Source organism: Deltaproteobacteria bacterium, assembly GCA_019309045.1.
Taxonomy (GTDB): domain Bacteria; phylum Desulfobacterota; class Syntrophobacteria; order BM002; family BM002; genus JAFDGZ01.
Map to the genome: position 1 here is coordinate 1 of JAFDGZ010000084.1, position 18,450 is coordinate 18,450.

19 protein-coding genes and 2 tRNA genes are annotated in these 18,450 nt (G+C 54.7%); 16 read left to right on the forward strand and 5 right to left on the reverse strand.

Annotated features, from left to right (window positions below; translation table 11 throughout):
* Positions 1-444: type 1 glutamine amidotransferase (locus JRI89_14330; GenBank protein ID MBW2072418.1), on the forward strand; the 444-nt coding region annotated here is incomplete at its 5' end.
* A gap of 175 nt (positions 445-619) precedes the next feature.
* Here the strand turns inward: JRI89_14330 and JRI89_14335 are convergent.
* A tRNA-His gene (locus JRI89_14335) sits at positions 620-696 on the reverse strand.
* 114 nt (positions 697-810) lie between these two features.
* On the opposite strand from JRI89_14335, the gene JRI89_14340 reads away from it, so the two are divergent.
* Positions 811-1,797: an NAD-dependent epimerase gene (locus JRI89_14340; protein MBW2072419.1), complete on the forward strand. Its 987-nt coding sequence runs from the start codon at positions 811-813 to the stop codon at positions 1,795-1,797.
* A 62-nt stretch (positions 1,798-1,859) separates the two neighbouring features.
* On the opposite strand, the gene JRI89_14345 is transcribed toward JRI89_14340, so the two are convergent.
* Positions 1,860-2,534, reverse strand: coding sequence for a hypothetical protein (locus JRI89_14345; GenBank protein ID MBW2072420.1), 675 nt, complete (start codon positions 2,532-2,534; stop codon positions 1,860-1,862).
* A gap of 264 nt (positions 2,535-2,798) precedes the next feature.
* Here JRI89_14345 and JRI89_14350 point away from each other — a divergent pair, with 264 nt between their 5' ends.
* The 3 genes from JRI89_14350 to JRI89_14360 all read left to right on the forward strand — a co-directional run bounded on the left by JRI89_14350 (position 2,799) and on the right by JRI89_14360 (position 4,100).
* Positions 2,799-3,137 (forward strand): PilZ domain-containing protein, encoded by a 339-nt coding sequence (locus JRI89_14350; protein MBW2072421.1) that lies wholly within the window; start codon positions 2,799-2,801, stop codon positions 3,135-3,137.
* Between the two features lie 186 nt (positions 3,138-3,323).
* A complete protein-coding gene (gene rpsF / locus JRI89_14355) occupies positions 3,324-3,821 on the forward strand; it encodes a 30S ribosomal protein S6 (protein ID MBW2072422.1) in 498 nt (165 codons plus the stop codon).
* A 33-nt stretch (positions 3,822-3,854) separates the two neighbouring features.
* Positions 3,855-4,100, forward strand: a complete 246-nt coding sequence (locus tag JRI89_14360) for a 30S ribosomal protein S18 (protein ID MBW2072423.1) — start codon at positions 3,855-3,857, stop codon at positions 4,098-4,100.
* On the opposite strand, the gene JRI89_14365 is transcribed toward JRI89_14360, so the two are convergent.
* Entirely contained in the window at positions 4,097-4,312 is a 216-nt protein-coding gene (locus JRI89_14365) for a hypothetical protein (GenBank protein ID MBW2072424.1), read from the reverse strand. The two genes, JRI89_14360 and JRI89_14365, sit on opposite strands and share 4 nt — an antisense overlap.
* Here JRI89_14365 and JRI89_14370 point away from each other — a divergent pair.
* The 4 genes from JRI89_14370 to hflX all read left to right on the forward strand — a co-directional run bounded on the left by JRI89_14370 (position 4,311) and on the right by hflX (position 9,686).
* A complete protein-coding gene (locus JRI89_14370; GenBank protein ID MBW2072425.1) occupies positions 4,311-4,757 on the forward strand; it encodes a 50S ribosomal protein L9 in 447 nt (148 codons plus the stop codon). The two genes, JRI89_14365 and JRI89_14370, sit on opposite strands and share 2 nt — an antisense overlap.
* Positions 4,758-4,824: 67 nt before the next feature.
* Positions 4,825-6,171: a replicative DNA helicase gene (gene dnaB, locus JRI89_14375; GenBank protein MBW2072426.1), complete on the forward strand. Its 1,347-nt coding sequence runs from the start codon at positions 4,825-4,827 to the stop codon at positions 6,169-6,171.
* 210 nt (positions 6,172-6,381) lie between these two features.
* Positions 6,382-7,677, forward strand: a complete 1,296-nt coding sequence (locus tag JRI89_14380) for a phenylacetate--CoA ligase (GenBank protein MBW2072427.1) — start codon at positions 6,382-6,384, stop codon at positions 7,675-7,677.
* Positions 7,678-8,021: 344 nt separating this feature from the next.
* The gene (gene hflX / locus JRI89_14385) at positions 8,022-9,686 is read left to right on the forward strand and encodes a GTPase HflX (protein MBW2072428.1); all 1,665 of its coding nucleotides are present in this window, start codon (positions 8,022-8,024) and stop codon (positions 9,684-9,686) included.
* Positions 9,687-9,715: 29 nt separating this feature from the next.
* Here the strand turns inward: hflX and JRI89_14390 are convergent, their stop codons facing one another.
* Positions 9,716-10,654 (reverse strand): bifunctional riboflavin kinase/FAD synthetase, encoded by a 939-nt coding sequence (locus tag JRI89_14390; protein ID MBW2072429.1) that lies wholly within the window; start codon positions 10,652-10,654, stop codon positions 9,716-9,718.
* 125 nt (positions 10,655-10,779) lie between these two features.
* Here JRI89_14390 and JRI89_14395 point away from each other — a divergent pair.
* Together JRI89_14395 and JRI89_14400 are read left to right on the forward strand one after the other, a co-directional pair.
* Positions 10,780-10,866, forward strand: a tRNA-Leu gene (locus tag JRI89_14395).
* A gap of 108 nt (positions 10,867-10,974) precedes the next feature.
* Positions 10,975-11,355: a PilZ domain-containing protein gene (locus JRI89_14400; GenBank protein MBW2072430.1), complete on the forward strand. Its 381-nt coding sequence runs from the start codon at positions 10,975-10,977 to the stop codon at positions 11,353-11,355.
* A gap of 113 nt (positions 11,356-11,468) precedes the next feature.
* Here the strand turns inward: JRI89_14400 and JRI89_14405 are convergent, their stop codons facing one another.
* Positions 11,469-11,783, reverse strand: coding sequence for a zinc ribbon domain-containing protein (locus JRI89_14405; GenBank protein ID MBW2072431.1), 315 nt, complete (start codon positions 11,781-11,783; stop codon positions 11,469-11,471).
* Between the two features lie 186 nt (positions 11,784-11,969).
* Here JRI89_14405 and JRI89_14410 point away from each other — a divergent pair, with 186 nt between their 5' ends.
* The 5 genes from JRI89_14410 to JRI89_14430 all read left to right on the forward strand — a co-directional run bounded on the left by JRI89_14410 (position 11,970) and on the right by JRI89_14430 (position 18,414).
* On the forward strand, positions 11,970-13,157 hold the full coding sequence (locus JRI89_14410) for a BMP family ABC transporter substrate-binding protein (GenBank protein MBW2072432.1): 1,188 nt from the start codon (positions 11,970-11,972) through the stop codon (positions 13,155-13,157).
* Between the two features lie 2 nt (positions 13,158-13,159).
* Complete coding sequence (locus JRI89_14415; protein ID MBW2072433.1) at positions 13,160-14,620, forward strand: ATP-binding cassette domain-containing protein; 1,461 nt, start codon at positions 13,160-13,162, stop codon at positions 14,618-14,620.
* Between the two features lie 3 nt (positions 14,621-14,623).
* A complete protein-coding gene (locus tag JRI89_14420) occupies positions 14,624-15,670 on the forward strand; it encodes an ABC transporter permease (protein ID MBW2072434.1) in 1,047 nt (348 codons plus the stop codon).
* On the forward strand, positions 15,667-16,653 hold the full coding sequence (locus JRI89_14425) for an ABC transporter permease (protein ID MBW2072435.1): 987 nt from the start codon (positions 15,667-15,669) through the stop codon (positions 16,651-16,653). Before JRI89_14420 ends, JRI89_14425 begins: the two co-directional genes overlap by 4 nt.
* 180 nt (positions 16,654-16,833) lie before the next feature.
* Entirely contained in the window at positions 16,834-18,414 is a 1,581-nt protein-coding gene (locus JRI89_14430) for a phosphoglycerate dehydrogenase (GenBank protein MBW2072436.1), read from the forward strand.
* The last annotated feature ends 36 nt before the right edge of the window (positions 18,415-18,450 follow it).

Consider the following 18,450-nt stretch of genomic DNA (forward strand, 5'->3'; position numbering starts at 1 on the left):
CTGCGCATGCGGGAGGAGGGTGCCGAGGTAGTAGTGGCAGGCACTGAGGCTGGGGTGACCTACAAGAGCAAGACCGGCTACCCGGTAACTGCAGACATAGCCACCCGGGATGTGGATGTGGACGGCTGCGACGGGGTGATCATACCTGGCGGCTATGCTCCTGATCTGATGCGCCGCCATGAAGCCACTGTCGAAGTGGTGCGAGATGCCTATCTAAAGGGCAAGCTGGTGGCTGCCATCTGCCACGGCGGGTGGCTGCTGGCCTCTGCCCATATTCTCGAGGGTAGGAAAGTTACCGGCTTTTTCGCCATTCGCGACGACCTGGTCCATGCCGGCGCTGAATACCTGGATGCCGAGGTGGTAGTGGATGGCAAGCTGATCACCTCCAGAGTTCCCGATGATCTGCCAGCGTTCTGCCGTGAGATCATTGCAGCCCTGGCATGAGCCGAGATGCCCTGAGCTGCAGGCCTCGAGTGAGTTTGCGGAAAAGTGGTTCGATAGTTGCAAAGCGTTTTACCCGCAAGCAGGGCAATATGCAGATACACTGCAACGGCGGGTCGCGCAGGTGGGGTAGGCCATTACTGACTGAAAGGGAGCTGGACGATCAATAGTAGTTGGATGGGGTGAGTGAAGGGACTCGAACCCTCAGCCTCCGGGGCCACAACCCGGTGCTCTAACCTGTTGAGCTACACCCACCATCAAAAAGGGCAGGCCCTCGCCTGCCTCTTTTTTAGTAGCACATTGCCAAAATCATGGCAAGAAAATTTTCGTGACGGATGAGACGGTCTTCAGCAGCTGTGAAGGAGGATAATGGTGAAAGCATATCTAGTTACAGGGGCTGCCGGATTTATCGGCTTCCACGTCAGCCAGTCTCTGCTGCAGCGGGGGGAGCGAGTTATCGGTCTGGACAATCTCAATGACTACTACGATGTTTCTCTCAAAGAAGCCCGACTGCGGCAGCTAGAGGAACATCCCTCTTTTGTCTTCCATCGAATCGACCTGGCAGACCGGGGTGCCCTGACCGAGCTCTTCTCGCGACACTCTATCGAAGTGGTATGCAACATGGCGGCCCAGGCCGGGGTTCGCTATTCCCTGGAAAACCCCTTTGCCTACGAACGCTCTAACCTTGAGGGCTTTCTCAACCTGATACACCTGTGCAAGGAGCACAAAGTGGAAAACTTCGTCTATGCCTCGTCGTCCTCTGTTTATGGCAATAACAAGAAAGTGCCCTTCAGCATCAAGGACAACGTGGATCAGCCGATTTCACTATATGCTGCTACCAAGAAAGCCAACGAACTGATCGCCCACACTTACAGCCATCTCTACGGGCTGCCCTGCACTGGGCTGCGGTTGTTTACAGTGTACGGTCCCTGGGGGCGGCCGGACATGGCTCTCTTCATCTTCACCAGAGCAATTCTCAAAGGCGAGCCCATTGAGGTCTACAATTACGGCAAGATGAAGCGGGATTTTACCTATATCGACGACATCGTCAAAGGCATCATAGCCAGTCTGGATAGACCGACGCCCTACGCCATTTATAACCTGGGAAATTCTCGGGCCGAAGACCTCCTCTATTTCATCGAGTGCATCGAAAATGCCCTGGGGAAAAAAGCGGAAAAAAAGCTTCTTCCTATGCAGCCTGGAGACGTGCCTGAAACCTTTGCTGACATTGCCGAAAGCAAGCGCGATCTCGGTTTTGAACCCACTGTAAGAATCGAGCAGGGGATCAACCGCTTTGTTGAGTGGTACCTTTCCTATTATGGCAGTGGGGCGCCCGCATCAGGAGAGGGGCACTAGAGGAGAGGGTGTCTTGCGGCGAAGTATTCCGAAGTTGCAGGGAGTATGCCGTGCTGCTGACATCAAGAGCCTGTCTGCTGCCAGGCATGTCGCAGGCTGGCAGCGATCTTCTCAATACATCGTTGCAGCAAATCCTCATAGTTCAGGCTGCGGTTGAAGCTGTGGTAGAGAAATGACCTTCCCACAAGACCTGGCCGTGAGTTGGCCTGCGCCTGCCACACGCGGGCGCCGTTGCTCAGGTCCAGCAGTGAAGCGGTCACCTCCACTTCCTTGAAAGTGCTCATGCTTCCCGGGTAATTGGATTGTTCGATTGATCCCGGCTTGAAAAAGAGGGAATCTCGGTTGTTGTCGATGCTGTCTACAGATGGAGTGGCAGGATTTAGGATTATCTCGTCCCTGGCTCCCATGAAGCTGACAGCAATCTGCAGCAGCGCCTGGTAGCCCCGCTGTTTGAGATTTTCCTTGATATCGGCAGACGCAGCGAAATTACTCACGTCGCTCAGACCGACGCAGTCAATCCCTTCACTCTGGAGGGCAGCTACGGCCTTTTTCTCCAGGCTCAAACGTTGGTCTCCACGCAACTTGTTGCTGGGGTCGGCTGCCACCACCAGTATTCCTTCGGTAATGACGGGTGGAATTTTTTGCTGGCTCGATCTGAGTTCCGTCCGGACATAGCAGCCGAAAAGGATGAGCAAGCAAAAGCTTAGTAAAGCGGCTTTGGCTCTGACACTCTTCACTTTTCTTTGTCCCTCCATCAAAAATAAAATAGCATGAACCTGCCCCACTCGCAACCGATAGTGAAGCAAATGCAGCAATCTCGAGCCGCCGCCAGGCCAATTGAACAGAGCATCTCAACTGCCCTTTGTTTTCCAGCCAGTTCACAGTCTTAAAAAGAAAGGATTTGCCTCAAAATCGATTCCAGTGTAGCATCACTATGTGGTCTCTTTCTCCGGTCTGGTGATGAGGCGACTCTACAGCCTTTTGAGGTGGGAGGAATTTGCATGGTTGAATCAGAGGTGAAAGGCATCAGGGAAAAGAGGAGATGCCCTCGCGTCCGCTCCCTCTATCTCACTTCTTACACTCCCAAAAAAGATAATCGGCAATTGTATATTGTTTCCATAGGGAGAACCCTGGATGTGAGCGAGGGCGGCGCCAAGGTGGAGACGCACAGGGAGCTTGCCGAGGGAACCGAGGTCGATCTCGATATCGCTGTGGGAGAAAAACTTATCTCTGCCCGTGGGGAGGTGGTGTACACCGAGAAGCTGCGGAACGGCATGTTTGGCACCGGCATACGTTTCACTTCCATGGCCTCCGATGACCGGCGCAGTTTAAAAGGGTAAGAGACGATTCCAGAGACAGGTTTCCGCGAAATTGCAACGCCAGCTGCCAATGTCGCCGCCTTTGAGAAAAGCCTTGACTGTGGAACTGTCCTGTGCTAGAGATTCCCGTCTTCGTAAAATAAAAAAGCAAATCCATCTCCTTGCTCCAGGCTTGACTGGGGCTGCATAAACCGAAAGGAGCACCTCATGAGACGCTACGAGACCCTTTTTATCGTCGCCCCCGACTGTTCAGAGGAAGACTTCAGCTCTATTGGAGACAAGTTCACTGGCATCATTGGCAGCATGAACGGTGTGCTGATCGAGTACAAGGATCAGGGAATGAAGAAGCTGGCCTATGATATTCGCAAATACGGCAAAGGCCACTACGTGCTCATGGAATATGCCGGCCTGCCGGAGCTAGTTAATGAACTGGAGCGGAACATGCGGCTAGACGACAAGATCCTCAAATATATTACAGTAAAGCTCGCCGATGAAGTGGACCTGGAAGAGTTCAAGGCTGCGGCACCGGAGCCAGAACCGGAAAAAGAAAAAGTTGACAGCACCACCGGGACAGCGGCGGCAAAAGAGACCGCCGCTGCCGCAGGGGAAGAAGAGCAGGAGCAGGCCGGGGCAGAGAGCGATGAAGGTGCAGCTGAGGAAGTGCAAGAGGCTGTGGCCAGTAGCGGCAGTGAGAAAGCATCATAGCAGGCGTCATCAGGAAAACAGGAGGAGGGTACAGTGGCTTATAGGAGAAGAAGGCGCGCCTTTCCTCGGCGCAAGGTGTGCCGTTTTTGTGCGGACTCGAGCCTCAAGATTGATTACAAGGATCCCCGCATGTTGAAATACTTTATCACCGAGCGGGGCAAGATCATCCCCCGACGAATTTCAGGCAACTGTGCCCGCCATCAGCGGCAAGTGACGACTGCCATCAAGCGCGCCAGACACATTGCCCTGATGCCGTACACTACGATACAGCCGCACTAGCCGTTGCACTGACAGATTGCCAGACGCTTGCGCCACCTTCTCGTCAGCAGCAGAGGGATTTCCTGGCCTGATGCACAGCTGGGGGGTGGCTGCAGCATTCCCCAGTTTTCCAGGAAGTCGAGCAAGGCTGCTTTCAACCCCAAAGGCATGTGATTTTTTCGTTTGAGGTGAACAATTTTTGTGGCTAGGCTGAACGGAGGTTGAATACTCATGAAAGTCATCCTCAAAGAGGATATCCCGAAGCTTGGTAGAATTGGTGATACAGTGGAGGTAGCCAAGGGCTACGGGCGCAATTATCTGATTCCACAGGGAAAGGCCCTGTTGGCCACTACCAGGAATTTGAAGGCCCTGGAACACGAACGCCGCTTGCTGCAGCGAAAAGCGGAGGCACAGCGTGCTGAGGCCGAAGGGGTGGCAAACAAGATCAGTCAACTGACCCTCACTCTGACCCGGAAGGCAAGGGATGACGACAAGTTATATGGCTCAGTTTCTTTCACGGATTTGCTCAATGCTCTCGAGGAGCACGGCATAGCCTTGGAGCGCAAACAATTGAAGTTGACTGAACCTATAAAAATGCTGGGCGAGCACAAGGTGCCAATCAAAGTTCACGATGATGTGACAGCCGAACTCACCGTTCAGGTCCTGCGGGAAGAGTAGCAGAAGTAAGTGATCATCACCCTGCCTGGACACCAGTGTGTCCTTTGATCAGTTACAAGTCGAGACCATGAACGACCAAAGTGATGAAACCAGAAGGATCCCACCTCACAATATTGAGGCAGAGCAATCTGTTCTGGGCGGCATCCTCATTGATAACGAAGTACTCCCTGGTGTGCTCGAAATTCTGGCAGGCGACGAATTCTATCGGGCGGCACACCGCACCATCTTTGCAGCAATAATATCGCTGTTTGCCAGGAATGAACCCTGCGATCTGATTACTCTCACCGACCATCTGCGGAACCAGAAAAAGCTAGAAGAAATAGGCGGGGCCAGTTATCTGGCCTCCCTTACCGACAGCGTGCCCTCAGCAGCAAACGTTGTCTATTATGCTCGTATAGTGAGCGAAAAGGCACTGCAGCGGGCCCTGATCGCCAGGGCCACCGAGATTGTTGCCAGCGGTTTCGACAGCGGGCTTTCTGTGGATGATCTTCTTGACCGCGCCGAGCAATCGATCTTCCAGGTCAGCGAAAAGCGCATCAACCCCTCTTTTTTTCACATCAAAGAAATCGTCAAGCAAAATATCAAGACCCTGGAACAACTCTATGAACGGCGGGGCATGATTACCGGCGTGCCCACTGGCTTCAATGAGGTAGATCGGCTGACTTCCGGCTTGCAGCCCTCTGATCTCATAATCATAGCCGGCCGTCCCAGCATGGGAAAAACCGCTCTGGCCCTCAACATTGCCAGAAACTGTGCCGTGGAGGCTGAGGTGCCCGTGGGCGTCTTTTCTCTGGAGATGTCCAAAGAACAGCTGGGACTGCGCATGCTCTGCTCTGAGGCAAGGGTTGATTCGCAGAAGATGCGCAGAGGTCAATTGAGCAACCGCGAGTGGCCCCGTCTGACCCAGGCAGCAGGGACCATCAGCGAGTCAGCTATCTTCATTGACGACACTCCCGCCATCTCTGCCCTGGAGCTGCGGGCTAAAGCTCGCCGCTTGAAACGGGATCAGAACCTGGGCCTGGTAATTGTCGACTACCTGCAGCTCATGAGAGGACCGCAAGGGGTAGAGCGTCGAGAGCAGGAGATCTCTGAGATTTCACGATCTCTGAAGGCACTGGCCAAAGAACTGAATGTGCCTGTAGTGGCGCTGTCTCAGCTCAACCGCAAAGTCGAAGAAAGACAGGACAAGAGACCGCAGCTGGCGGATCTGCGAGAATCTGGAGCAATAGAGCAGGATGCAGACGTCATTGCCTTTATTTATCGGGATGAGGTCTACCACCCTGAGAGTCCAGACCAGGGAGTGGCGGAGATCATTGTGGGCAAGCAGCGCAATGGACCAACCGGCAAGGTAAAGCTCACTTTTCTGAGTCAATATACGCGCTTCGAGAACATGGCATACCAGGAGGTGGGCTAGGATCCTGGGCCGCCCCGTCCCCACGGGATGACAGGGCTTGCTGCCGCGCAGCTGCACCAGGGTGCCCGGGTACTGCAGGAGAAAGCCTTCCAGATGGCGTGTGCAGGAGATGTTCACTGTACACTTGTTCTTCCTGTGAAAAGGAGACCATAAGCGAGCCTGGACAGTTTGCTGGTTGTTGCTGATGTCCAGAACGGCGGAGAGGTTACCTTGTACTGGGACAGGGACGTAGAAACAATTTCAGCAGAGGACTTGAAGACTCTCCAGCTCGAGCGGTTGCGCCGCACCCTCATTCAGGCGAGAAAGTCACCTTTTTACAGCAAGGTTTTCAGGGGCTGTGGATTTGTCCCGGAAAGATTGGACTCACTCGAAAATCTTGCTGACCTTCCTTTTACCACCAAGAATGACCTGCGGGCGCAGTTTCCCTATGGCCTGCTGTCCTTGCCTCTGGACGAGGTGATTCGGTTGCATGCCTCATCCGGAACAACGGGCCAGGCCACGGTGGTTTTTCACAGCAAGCGAGATATTGATCTCTGGGCAGACCTTATCAGTCGTTGCATGTATATGGCAGGTGTCAGAAAAGATGACGTCTTCCAGAACCTCACCGGATACGGTCTGTTTACCGGCGGCCTGGGTTTTCATTACGGCAGCGAGCGGCTGGGTGCCCTTACTATTCCAGCCGGAGCCGGCAACAGCAAACGCCAGGTGCGCCTGATGCAGCAATTCGGCACCACAGTGATTCACCTGATCCCCAGCTATGCCATGCGGCTAATGCAGGTGATGGATGAGCTGCACATCGATCCCAGGCGAGATCTCAACTTGCGGATTGCCTTTCTCGGGGCCGAGCCCTATTCAGAAGAGGTAAGGCTGCGGGTTGAGGAATACTTTGGGGTAGACGCATTCAACTCCTACGGTCTTTCGGAGATGAACGGTCCAGGGGTGGCCTTCGAATGCCAGTACAAGAAAGGCATGCATGTCTGGGAGGATGCCTTCCTTGTAGAGGTGATCAATCCCGACACCCTCGAGCCTGTTGCTGCGGGTGAGGAAGGAGAACTCGTGCTGACCACCCTTACCCGTGAAGCCATGCCGATAATCCGCTACCGTACCAAGGATCTCACTCGGGTGCTGCCGGGTGAGTGTCCCTGCGGTCGAGGCCACCTGCGGATAGACAGGATCAAGGGGCGCACTGATGACATGCTCATCATTAAAGGGGTAAACATCTTCCCAGTACAGGTGGAACAGGTGCTCATGGATATCCCGGAAGTGGGCAGGAATTACCGCATTATTCTCGAGCGGGAGAACGGCCTCGACTCCATGCGCGTCGAAGTAGAAGTGCACGAGGATATCTTCAAGGAAGAAATGCGCTATCTAAGGGATCTGCAGGCCAGGATCACCCGTGAACTGCGCAACGAACTTCTCATCACACCCAGAGTTGAACTGGTTCAGCCAAACACCATTCCCCGTTCAACCGGAAAGGCAGAACGGGTGGTGGACCGGAGGAAGTAATTCCGAGAGCAAGGCTCACAGAAGCTCCGATCTCTGAAACGGAGGTGCTGGGCAAGAGTGTCTGCTCCGCAAAGAACATAGTCGCACATTTCAGGTAGCCTCAATTGGCCTGTTGACAGGCCACAGTTTCATATTAACCTCGACTAACCAGGCAGCGGGTAATGATTTGCCGGTGGCTCCGCATGTTCTTTGCTGCGCAGCCAATCCTGCCGTCACCCTGCCACGGCCTTCGAATTTCAGCCGAGGTTGAAAAAGTAGCCTCTGCGCGGTAGAATACAATAATCAGCGAACCTGACTTCAAAGCGAATAGGTGCCGATTTACACCGGTACAGGGAGGAAGATCAATCAGGAAGATTTATGGACACACCGCAGGTCTAGGTGCTGCCTATCTCAAACGTGTACAAAAACTCTACAGACGACGTCTGCCGCCGCAGGCCATAATCACTCCTGAATTGTCTCGCACTCTTGCCAGGCTCTCCTATGAAGCCCACCGGCAAATTGCCCTGCTCATAAGCCGCAGCGGAGCAATTGAGCGAATCATCATTGGCAACGACCGCTCCATCTTCATTCCTGAACTGCCAGCCAGCCGAGGACAGCGTGGCCGGTTGCGCGGCATCCGCTGCGTGCACACCCATCTGGACAGCGAACCGCTCACAGAAGATGATCTCATGGACCTGGTGTTCCTGCGCCTCGATCTGATGGCAGCCCTGGAGGTGGATGCTCACGGGGGGGCCCGACGTCTGCACGGGGCGCACCTCCTGCCTCAGAATGTCAATGGCAGAGGCTGGATGTTGCTGGAACCAATTCCTGCTCATACAGTCACTATGGACTTTCTCTCGCTAGTGCAGTCCCTGGAAGCTGAGTTTACCAGACGCCAGAGTCTATTGGCCATCAGAGACGGCAAGGACCGTGCTATTCTTTGCAGCGTCACCAACAGCCCTCGGGCCGAGGCTGAGGCTTCCATGGAGGAACTGGCAGCTTTGGCCAGATCCTCGGGCATAGCGGTGGCAGATCGCCTTATCCAGCGGCAGCGCAAAGCAAATCCCAAGTATCTCATGGGCCGCGGCAAATTGGGTGAGCTGGTGCTCAGGGCATTGCAGCTGGGGGTTGACCTGTTGATTTTCGACCAGAACCTCAACCCGTCACAGGTCCGTTCAATTACGGATTTCACCGAGCTCAGGGTTATTGATCGAACCCAGTTGATTCTGGACATATTTGCCCAGAGAGCAAAAACGAGAGAAGGCAAGATTCAGGTAGAAATGGCCCAGCTAAAGTACATGCTGCCAAGGCTGGGAGTCAAAGATGATGCCCTGTCGCGCCTGACGGGCGGCATTGGAGGCCGGGGCCCCGGAGAGACCAAGCTGGAGATCAATCGACGGCGTGTCAGAGAACGAATTTCTCGACTGGAAATTCAGCTGCAGCAGGTGGGCAGACAGCGCAGCCAGCAAAGGGATCTTCGCCTGCGGAGCGGCCTGCCTATCATTTCCATTATAGGCTACACCAATGCCGGGAAATCCACGCTGCTCAATGCGCTCACCCGCAGCGACGTTCAGGTGGAAGACCGCCTTTTTGCTACACTCGATCCAGCCAGCCGCAGACTGCGCTTTCCAAGTGACCGAGAGGTAATCATAACGGATACAGTGGGATTTATTCGTGATTTGCCGCGGGACTTGATGGAAGCTTTCAAGGCCACTCTAGAGGAATTGCAGCATGCAGATATTCTCGTGCACGTGGTGGACATAAGCAGTCCAAGATATGAAGAACAGATGGAGGCGGTGGACAAGATCCTTGCCCAACTGCACTTGCAGCTCGCTCCCAGGGTGCTGGTGTTTAACAAAGCCGATCTTGTCGAGGACAAGAAATACCTGCAAAATCTCTGCGACCGACACAAGGCTGTGGCCATTTCGGCCTTATATCCGAAAACCCTGCATGTACTCGTGGAGACGCTGGAAAAGGAGCTGAGGCGTCGGCATACGGCTCTGTCTACCAGGAGAGCAACGGCTCTATGAGAGGGCAAAGCCCTCCTCAGGGCACGCTGCTATTCTGCTCTGCGTTGGGCAAGTATCTGCCGCGCCTGCTGTACGTCCCTCTGAATCTGCTCGGCGAGCTCCTCGGGTCCAGAAAAGGCCTTTTCATCACGGAGCCTCTCGACGAAGCGGATCTGGATGGTTTCACCGTAGATATTCTCATTGAAGTCCAGTATATGGGTTTCTACGGAAAAGGAGCCGTCCTGAAAGGTAGGATTGTAGCCCACATTGGTGGCCCCGGCGTATGTCTTGCCTCTGACCACTACCTGGGTGGCATATACGCCTGGCTTGGGAGTCAGTTCGTCAATGAGCAGCAGATTTGCAGTGGGAAAGCCGAGGAGACGGCCGCCGCGGTCTCTGCCTTTGATTACCATGCCGCATACCTGATAGTCGCGGCCGAGCATCTGGCGAGCTTTGTGCAGGTCTCCGGCTGTGACGAATTTCCTGATAGCGCTGGAGCTCACTTCCTGCCCCTCTATAAAAAAGTCTGGTGCTACGTGAACCTGAAAGTTGAGCTTTTCCCCCATGGCAACAAGTAAAGGAATGTCACCCTGGCGATTGCGTCCGAAGCGGTAGTCAGGCCCCACCACAATAGCGCTGGCACCTATCTTGTTATGAATGAAGCGTTCAATGAACTCCGTTGCTTCCATCTGGGCGAATTCCAGGGTGAAATGGACCACTAGAAGCACGTCGATGCCTGCTTCTTCAATGAGCTGGACTTTCTGTTCCAGTAAAGTGATAAGTGGCGGACCATTTGTGGTTGAAAGTACTTTGATGGGATGTGGGTCAAAGGTGATAACCATTGACTCGCTGCCACTGGTGCGGGCAATCTCTCTGACATGTTGGAACAGACTCATGTGGCCAAGATGGACGCCATCAAAGTTGCCAATGGTAATCACTGGTTTTCGAAAAGTTCGTCTGATGTTCTCGATTCCATGAATGATTTCCATGACAGCGGGTCTGAAACCTCCATTATACCTAAGGCGTAGTCTCGATAAGCCGACATAATTTCGGCTTGACAAAGAAAGATTATCAGAATACCTTATGCACGTCCGGCTGGCAACTCTAATCTTATGCCGAAGTGGCGGAACTGGTAGACGCGCTAGGTTCAGGGTCTAGTGGGGGTTGCCCCGTGGGAGTTCGAGTCTCCCCTTCGGCACCAGAGCCGGTTATCGTGCCAACCCTGTAAAGCCCTGCCTGCTGGGGCTTTTTCTTTTTGCGTGTTGTTGCTGTCTGCAAGGAACTGGCGACAAGGTTTGAGGGAGCTTCGATGGAAGGACAGGAAGAGCAGAGAAGGTATCCAAGGGCAGTAGTGAGTCTCAGTGTAGAGTTTTGCCACCAAGACAACAAAGAGAAGGCCAGGGCATTGAACTTGAGTGAGAGTGGCATGCTCATCGAAACCAAGTCTCCGGCGCCTCTTGCAGAGAGGGTCACGGTTGCCTTCAAAATCTCTGAAGAGCAAGAACCTGTCGAGGTTGATGGAGAAGTTGTCTGGGTCAACAAGTACTCAGCCAATTATCCTTTCGGAATGGCCGTGAAGTTTCAGGGGCTGCAAAATGATACCCAGGAGATGATTCGAGACTATGTCAACAAAATCCTTGAATCTCCCTCTGCCTCGCGAAGAGATGACCTCAAGGCCATTCCAGACTGAGGAGTCTGTTAACGGGCATTCCCGGGTTCAAGCCCCGGCATGGAACTGAGCTTGACATTCACTCCAGCCTTGTTAATTTTCACAAGAAAAATTGAGCCGGTTCAGTAAGCTGCTCAAAGTCTTCCTCCGCAGTAAGGGCAGTACTTGAAGTCTTTTTCTACGTTTGCCCCGCATTGGCGGCAGCGTGAGTCTCTCAGGTCAATACCCGGAGAGATGGCGAATCCCCTTTCATCGCTGATGTGCCCACAGCGGTCGCACTCTATGAAGGGCTCACCTTTGCGGATCCTGAAGATTGGAATGAAGAAAAGTGACAGATAGTCATCGACGCGCTTGAGAAAAGCCGCGGCTGGTTTTCCAGCTTTTTTTTCCTGGGACCGATACCACCAATGAAGATCATCGGCTCCACTCCCCTGACTCCTGTTTGTCACCGTTATAATTAATAATACCTCTCCTGGATTTTGTCTAGACGCGTACTTGTTGGATATTTAACAGTCTATCTTGATCCCAGGGCAGGTTTCATCGTATAGTCTTGCATTCATTTTTTAGCTGCCTGTAGAGGAGAGAACTGCTCTGTTCCTGGCGGCCGGTTTACTCTTGGTGGAGGGGGGTAAGAGATGAGACGCAGAATAATCCTGACAGCACTGACAATTGCTCTTTTCATGGTTCCTGGAGGTCTGCAAGATGCCATGGCAAAGGAAAAACCTTTCATCTTCGGCGTGCTCCTGGTTGGACCTTATAATGATCGCGGCTGGAGCCAGGCGCACTACGAAGCCGGCCTCTATGTGGAGCGCAAAGTCCCGGGAAGCAAGATGATCTATCTGGACAAGGTCAATCCGGCGGACAGACCAGGGTTGACACTGCCGCAGCTGGTGGACGATCTGGTGGCAAAGGGCGCCAGGTTAATTATTGCCAACTCGGACGACATGAAGGATGGCATACGGGAGGCGGCAAAACAGCATCCTGGAATTGCCTTTATCCACATCTCGGGTGACGATGTGCTCACTGGCAAGGCGCCGGCCAATCTTGGCAACATCATGGGGCGAATGGAGTATGCCAAAATGATGGCGGGTTTTGTCGCCGCTTTGACCACCAACACGGGAAAAATAGGCTATCTGGGCCCTCTCATCAACGAGGAGACCAGACGGTTGGCAGTTTCCGCCTACCTGGGAGCCGCCTACGGTTGGCAGCATGTTCGCAAGAAACCCCTGTCTGAACTGAAGTTCAAGGTGAGCTGGATTGGCTTCTGGTTCAATATTCCGGGAGTCACGGCAGACCCAACCCAGGTAGTGAACCGCTTCTATGACAGCGGCTTCGATGTGGTGCTTTCCGGCATCGATACCACTGAAGCTCTCGTGGTAGCAGGCCAAAAAAGAAGGCTTGGCCGACAGGTGTGGGCCATCCCTTATGATTACAAGGGTGCCTGTGAGGGTGCAGATGCAGTCTGTCTGGGGGTGCCTTATTTCAATTGGGGGCCGGCCTATGCCAGGACTGTTCGCGCTGTTCGCGACGGCACCTGGAAACCGTCATGGGATTGGAACGGACCTGATTGGCAGGATATCAACAGCGAAGACAGCAGCGCGGTTGGCTTCGAGGTCGGGCCCGCCATTTCTCCGGAGACAGCGCGCCATCTAGAGGAGTTCATCCAGGGGCTGGCTGCGAAGAAGATTAGACTCTTTCAGGGGCCGCTCTTCTATCAGGATGGCAGCGTGTTTCTCAAACCGGGTGAGGTTGCCATTGATAGACAGATCTGGTACATGCCGCAGCTGCTGCAGGGCATGGAAGGGGCGAGCAGCGCTAAGTAGTCATGCGCATCGAATTTAGAAATATCCACAAGCACTATGGTGCAGTGCGGGCGAACCAGGACATCAATCTCGTTCTGGAGCCCGGGCGGATCTATGGTCTGCTGGGAGAAAACGGCGCTGGAAAGAGCACCCTGATGCGGTTGCTTGCCGGTCACAGTCAACCTACGGAGGGACAGATCTTTTTTGACGGCAAAGGCTTCGCAGCACTCAACCCTGCCCAGGCACTTGCTCTCGGGGTAGGCATGCTGCATCAAGATCCTCTTGATTTTCCAGCCCTCAGAGTTTGGGAAAACTTCCAGCTGGGAGCGAGAAAACACCGGGGCAAGAGTGCCTGTATCCGACGTTTAGATGAACTTGCAAGCCGGTTTCATTTTCAGTTGGCACCGGAGAAAACCGTTGGCCGGCTTACAGTGGGTGAACGTCAGCAGTTGGAATTGCTGCGCTTGCTGGATCTGGGCGTAGGAGTGCTCATTCTTGACGAACCAACAACTGGCATCAGTCCCGGCCAGAAGCGCAAACTTTTCGAGGCCATTCAGCAGCTGGTGGGAGAACAGGGAAAGACTGTGGTCTTCGTCACCCACAAACTTGCCGAGGCGGAAGCCTTGTGCCAGGAAATCATTGTACTGCGTCATGGCAGGTTGGTGGCCAAAGTTGCACCGCCATACAACTCCAGGGAGATCTTGAGTTTCATGTTCGGTGCAGGGCATACAGGCGATAAGCCAGGCCGGATGCCCTCGAGGCCCGCTGATGATCTTCTGGTGCAGATGGAGGACGTTCAGGTGGCGGACGGCAGTTATGCACTTTCGGATCTCTCCCTGAGGATCAGAAAGGGCGAAATTATCGGTCTCGCGGGGCTGGAAGGCAGCGGCCAGGAATTGTTTCTGCGTGGTCTTGCCGGCCTGGCCCGAGTGGCCAAGGGCAGACTGACTTTCAATGGTGAAGACCTGCAAGGGCGGCCCTATCTGAGATTTCGGCGTGCAGGTGTGCATTTCTTGCCGGCAGCACGGCTTGAACAGGGCTTGTTTCCTGAACTGAGTCTGCGGGATCACTTCTCACTGGCTCTACCCGGGCAAAGCGGATCCGAAGAGGAGCTCTGTCAGGAGGGCATAAAGAAGTTCAGCATCCGAGCCCGGCCATCCACCTGTGCGCGGGCCCTTTCTGGCGGCAACCAGCAGCGTCTCCTGCTGGCACTCATTCCCGAGAACGCCAGCTTGCTGCTCATGGAGCATCCCACAAGGGGGCTCGACGTGGAATCTGGCCAGCAGGTGTGGCAGCACCTGATGGCCAGATGTCGACGAAACGCAGCTGTGGTATTTTCTTCAGCGGACTTTGAAGAACTCAAAGCGTACAGTCATAGAATTCTGGTTTTCTACAATAGAAGGATGGTGGCTGACCAACCAAGTCAGTCTCTCGACATGGAGACGATAGGACGAATGATGGCTGGTCATCCAGGGGCGGTATAGATAATGCGGACTTTCCGGGGTGTTGCTTACCGTACTGGCCAGGTCTTTGCCCCTGTTGTTCTTGCGGTCATCGTCACCTCGATCTTACTTGCCGTATCAGGTGCGCCGCCTTTGCAAACTCTGGCAATACTGCTGCAGGGAGGAATCGGTTCTGCAGCAAAGCTTGCCCTGTCTGCCAGTGTGTGGGTGCCACTCACTCTGTGCTCCTCTGCTCTATTGTTCACCTTTGCTGCTGGACTCTGGAACATTGGAGTTGAAGGACAGATCATCCTTGGGGCGATTATGGCCACTGGCTTTCTGCGGCTGTTTCCCGAGGGAGGCAGTGTTCTGTGGATTGGCGGCGCACTGCTGGCGGGAATGCTCGGCGGTGCCTTCTGGGCGCTGCTGTCTGGCTTGCTGCGAACCTGGGGCAGGGTTCACGAGATATTCTCTGGCCTGGGCCTCAATTTTGTTGCCCTTGGACTGACCCTTTATCTCATATTCGGTCCCTGGAAGCGTCCTGGAATAGCCTCCATGAGCGGCACAGAACCTATTGCCCCCTCGTTCTGGCTGGCCAGTTATCTCAATCTTCCCTGCAGCCCGGTCAGTTTGCTGCTGGCCCTGGTTTGTCTGGCAGTGGTTGCGGTGCTCCTGGGGCGGACCAGGTGGGGGCTCAGGTTGAAGGCAGTTGGGCAGAACCCGAATGCTGCCTTGCTGGTGGGGTTGGAGCCGAACCGGCGCATTCTGGAAGCCATGGCTGTGTGCGGCGCCGTTGCAGGGCTGGCAGGAGCACTGCAGGTTGTGGGGGTATATCATCGTCTATTGCCTGCCATTTCCAGTCAATACGGCTATACAGCCCTGCTGGTGGCCATGCTGGCTTCTTACCGCGTCGGCCTCATTCCCATAATCTGCTTCTTTTTTGCGGTACTCACCGTGGGCTCGATTCAGCTGCCTCTCCAGTTGCAACTCGACTCGTCGCTGAGTGGCGTGATCCAGGGGTGCCTGGTGCTGGCATTTTTCCTGGTTCAGGGTATAGAGGCAAAGCTGAGGATGCAATGGGGCAGGTCATGACAGATGCTCTAGCTCATGCGTTGGCCGGTATTCTGGTGGCAGGTGTTCCCCTGGTGCTGGCTACTCTTGGTGAGACATTGACTGAAAGGGCCGGGGTCATAAACCTGTCCCTTGACGGCACGATCCTCCTGGCAGCCATGAGCGCTTTTGCAGTTTCCTTCAGCAGCAACAATGCCTGGCTGGGCCTGACAGCTGCCGTAGGCGTTGGCTGTCTTGCAGCTGCAGTGCTGGCCGTGGTTTCTTTGCTTTTCAACCGCTCTCAGCTCGCCATCGGCTTTATCCTTACTCTGCTCTGGCGTGATCTCGCCTATTTCCTTGGTCACCCTTACGCCAGACAGCAGGGTGCTCAGCTGCCAGTCTGGACCATTGCCGGCATCAAGGATCTTCCTTTTCTGGGGGTGGTGCTTGGTCAGCAAACTCCGGTGGTCTACTTCAGCCTCTTTCTCATTCCCTTTTCCTGGTGGTGGCTTTGCCGGACGCGAGCGGGCCTCCGTTTGCGGGCAGTGGGCGAAGACCCCAGGGCTGCCTATGTGAGAGGCATCTGGGTGGTGGGGACCCGCATATTGTATACTCTGCTGGGAGGAGCCCTGGTGGGATTGGCAGGGGGAGCGTATTCTCTGGCGGTGAAACCGGGTTGGGGTCGGCCCCAGGGTGCTGAGGGAGCCGGCTGGATTGCTCTTGCCATTGTGATTTTCGGCGGCTGGCATCCTTTACGAGCTGCTTTCGGGGCATATCTTTTTGCCGCACTCCAGGTGGTCAGCATCCAGCTGCAGGACGCCTTTCCAGCAATTCCTGCTCCCATATTCCAGGTGGCCCCTTTCCCGGTTATGATTCTCACCTTGCTCCTGGTAAACATAGGTGATATTGGCTGGCTCCATGATCTGTCCCTGCGCCAGCCATGGCTGAGGAGATGGCTGCAGCGGCTGCAGGTCAGGGCGCCGGCTGCTCTCGGCCAAGATTTCCAGCCAGAGGAAGACAGTTAGAAGGGGGGGATTGTCCGGCCAATGAGCAGATGGCACATTTGGCTTGCTTTCTGCATTCTGTTTTTCTAAAAGGGAGCTGCTTGCCAGGTGGATGTTTACTGAATCACCCCTTGCTGTGGTTCATGAAACGTCCAGCTGGAGTCGCTCAATTCAACAGTCACTGATCAGGAGGAAATTTTCATGCGGGTTCTCATCTGCGATGGGCTCCATCCCGAGGGGGTTAAAATCTTCCAGCAAAGCAACAGCATCGACGTGGAAGTGCACGATCGGATCGATGCCGGTGAGCTGTACGACCGCATTGGCGAATTCGATGGTGTGGTGGTCAGGAGCGCCAGCAAGATAGACAGGTCTGTGCTCGAACGAGCTTTGCGCTTGCGGGTGGTCGGTCGGGCTGGCATTGGCGTCGACAACATTGACATTGACGCGGCAACCGAACGGGGAGTTCTGGTGATGAACACACCGGGCGCCAATGCCATGGCCGCGGCTGAGCACACCATGGCGCTGATGCTGGCGGTCTCGCGCCACATACCGCAGGCAAACCAGTCTATCAGGGAAGGAAAGTGGGAGAAGAAAAAATTCGTCGGCACTGAGCTGCACAACCATGTGCTGGGAATCATCGGTCTGGGGCGGATCGGAGCAATCGTGGCCCACAGGGCCCAGTGTATGAAGATGAGAGTGCTGGCCTATGATCCCTATATTTCCAGCGACGTGGCCGCCAAACTTGGCGTGGAGATGGTGCCTCTCGACGAGCTATTCCGTCAGGCCGACTACGTCAGCCTCCATGCGCCGCTCACCAAGGAAACCGCCAATTTGATCGACCGTGATGCTTTCGAAAGGATGAAGCCCGGTGTGCGCATCATCAACTGTGCCCGCGGAGGACTGCTGGACGAAGAGGCGCTCTATGAAGCTCTCGAGAAAGGCAAAGTAGCTGGTGCAGCTCTGGACGTATTTTCCCAGGAGCCGCCCATAGACAACCCCCTTCTCAGACTGCCGCAGGTGGTGGCTACCCCGCATCTGGGCGCCTCCAGTGCTCAGGCCCAGATAAACGTGGCACGGGCGATTGCTGGACAGATAGTGGACTATTTGACCAACGGCATCATAATGAATGCCGTGAACGTCCCCTCGGTGAGCCCGAAAATGATCGAGCAGATAAGGCCTTACATGGTGCTGGCCGAGCGACTCGGGGCCTTTGTTTCCCAGTATTTCCGGGGCAATGTTCGCCGCATGCGCGTCGGCTACAGCGGTGATCTTGGCGACCTCGAACTGGCCCCGGTAACCAATGCAGCCCAGAAGGGCTTTCTCGAACGAGCACTGGCCGAACAGGTCAATCTGGTGAATGCACCTGTACTCATGCGAAACCGCGGCATAGAAGTGGAGGTGGCCACAACCTCTGAAGTGAGGGGCTACACTGGTTTGATTACCGTGAAGGTGGTTACTGATAGAGGGGAATTTCAGGTGGCGGGCACGGTATTTCCCGAGCCACAGTGCCGCATTGTGCAGATCGACGAATACCGGGTGGAAGCGCCTCTCGAGGGACACATGCTTCTCATTACCAATTATGACCGACCTGGCGTCATCGGTTTCATTGGCACCACGCTCGGCAATCATCAGGTGAACATTGCGGACATGCACTTGAGCAGGGTTCGCTCCAAGGGTACGGCTATCTGCCTGGTCACCGTCGATGGTACAGTGCCGCCTGCTGCATTTCAGGCATTGCGTGACTTCGAAAATATCATTCAGGTGGTATTCATAGACATCTGAGGGAGTCTGCTGCTGGCCCCGCCAAGAGATCTGGCT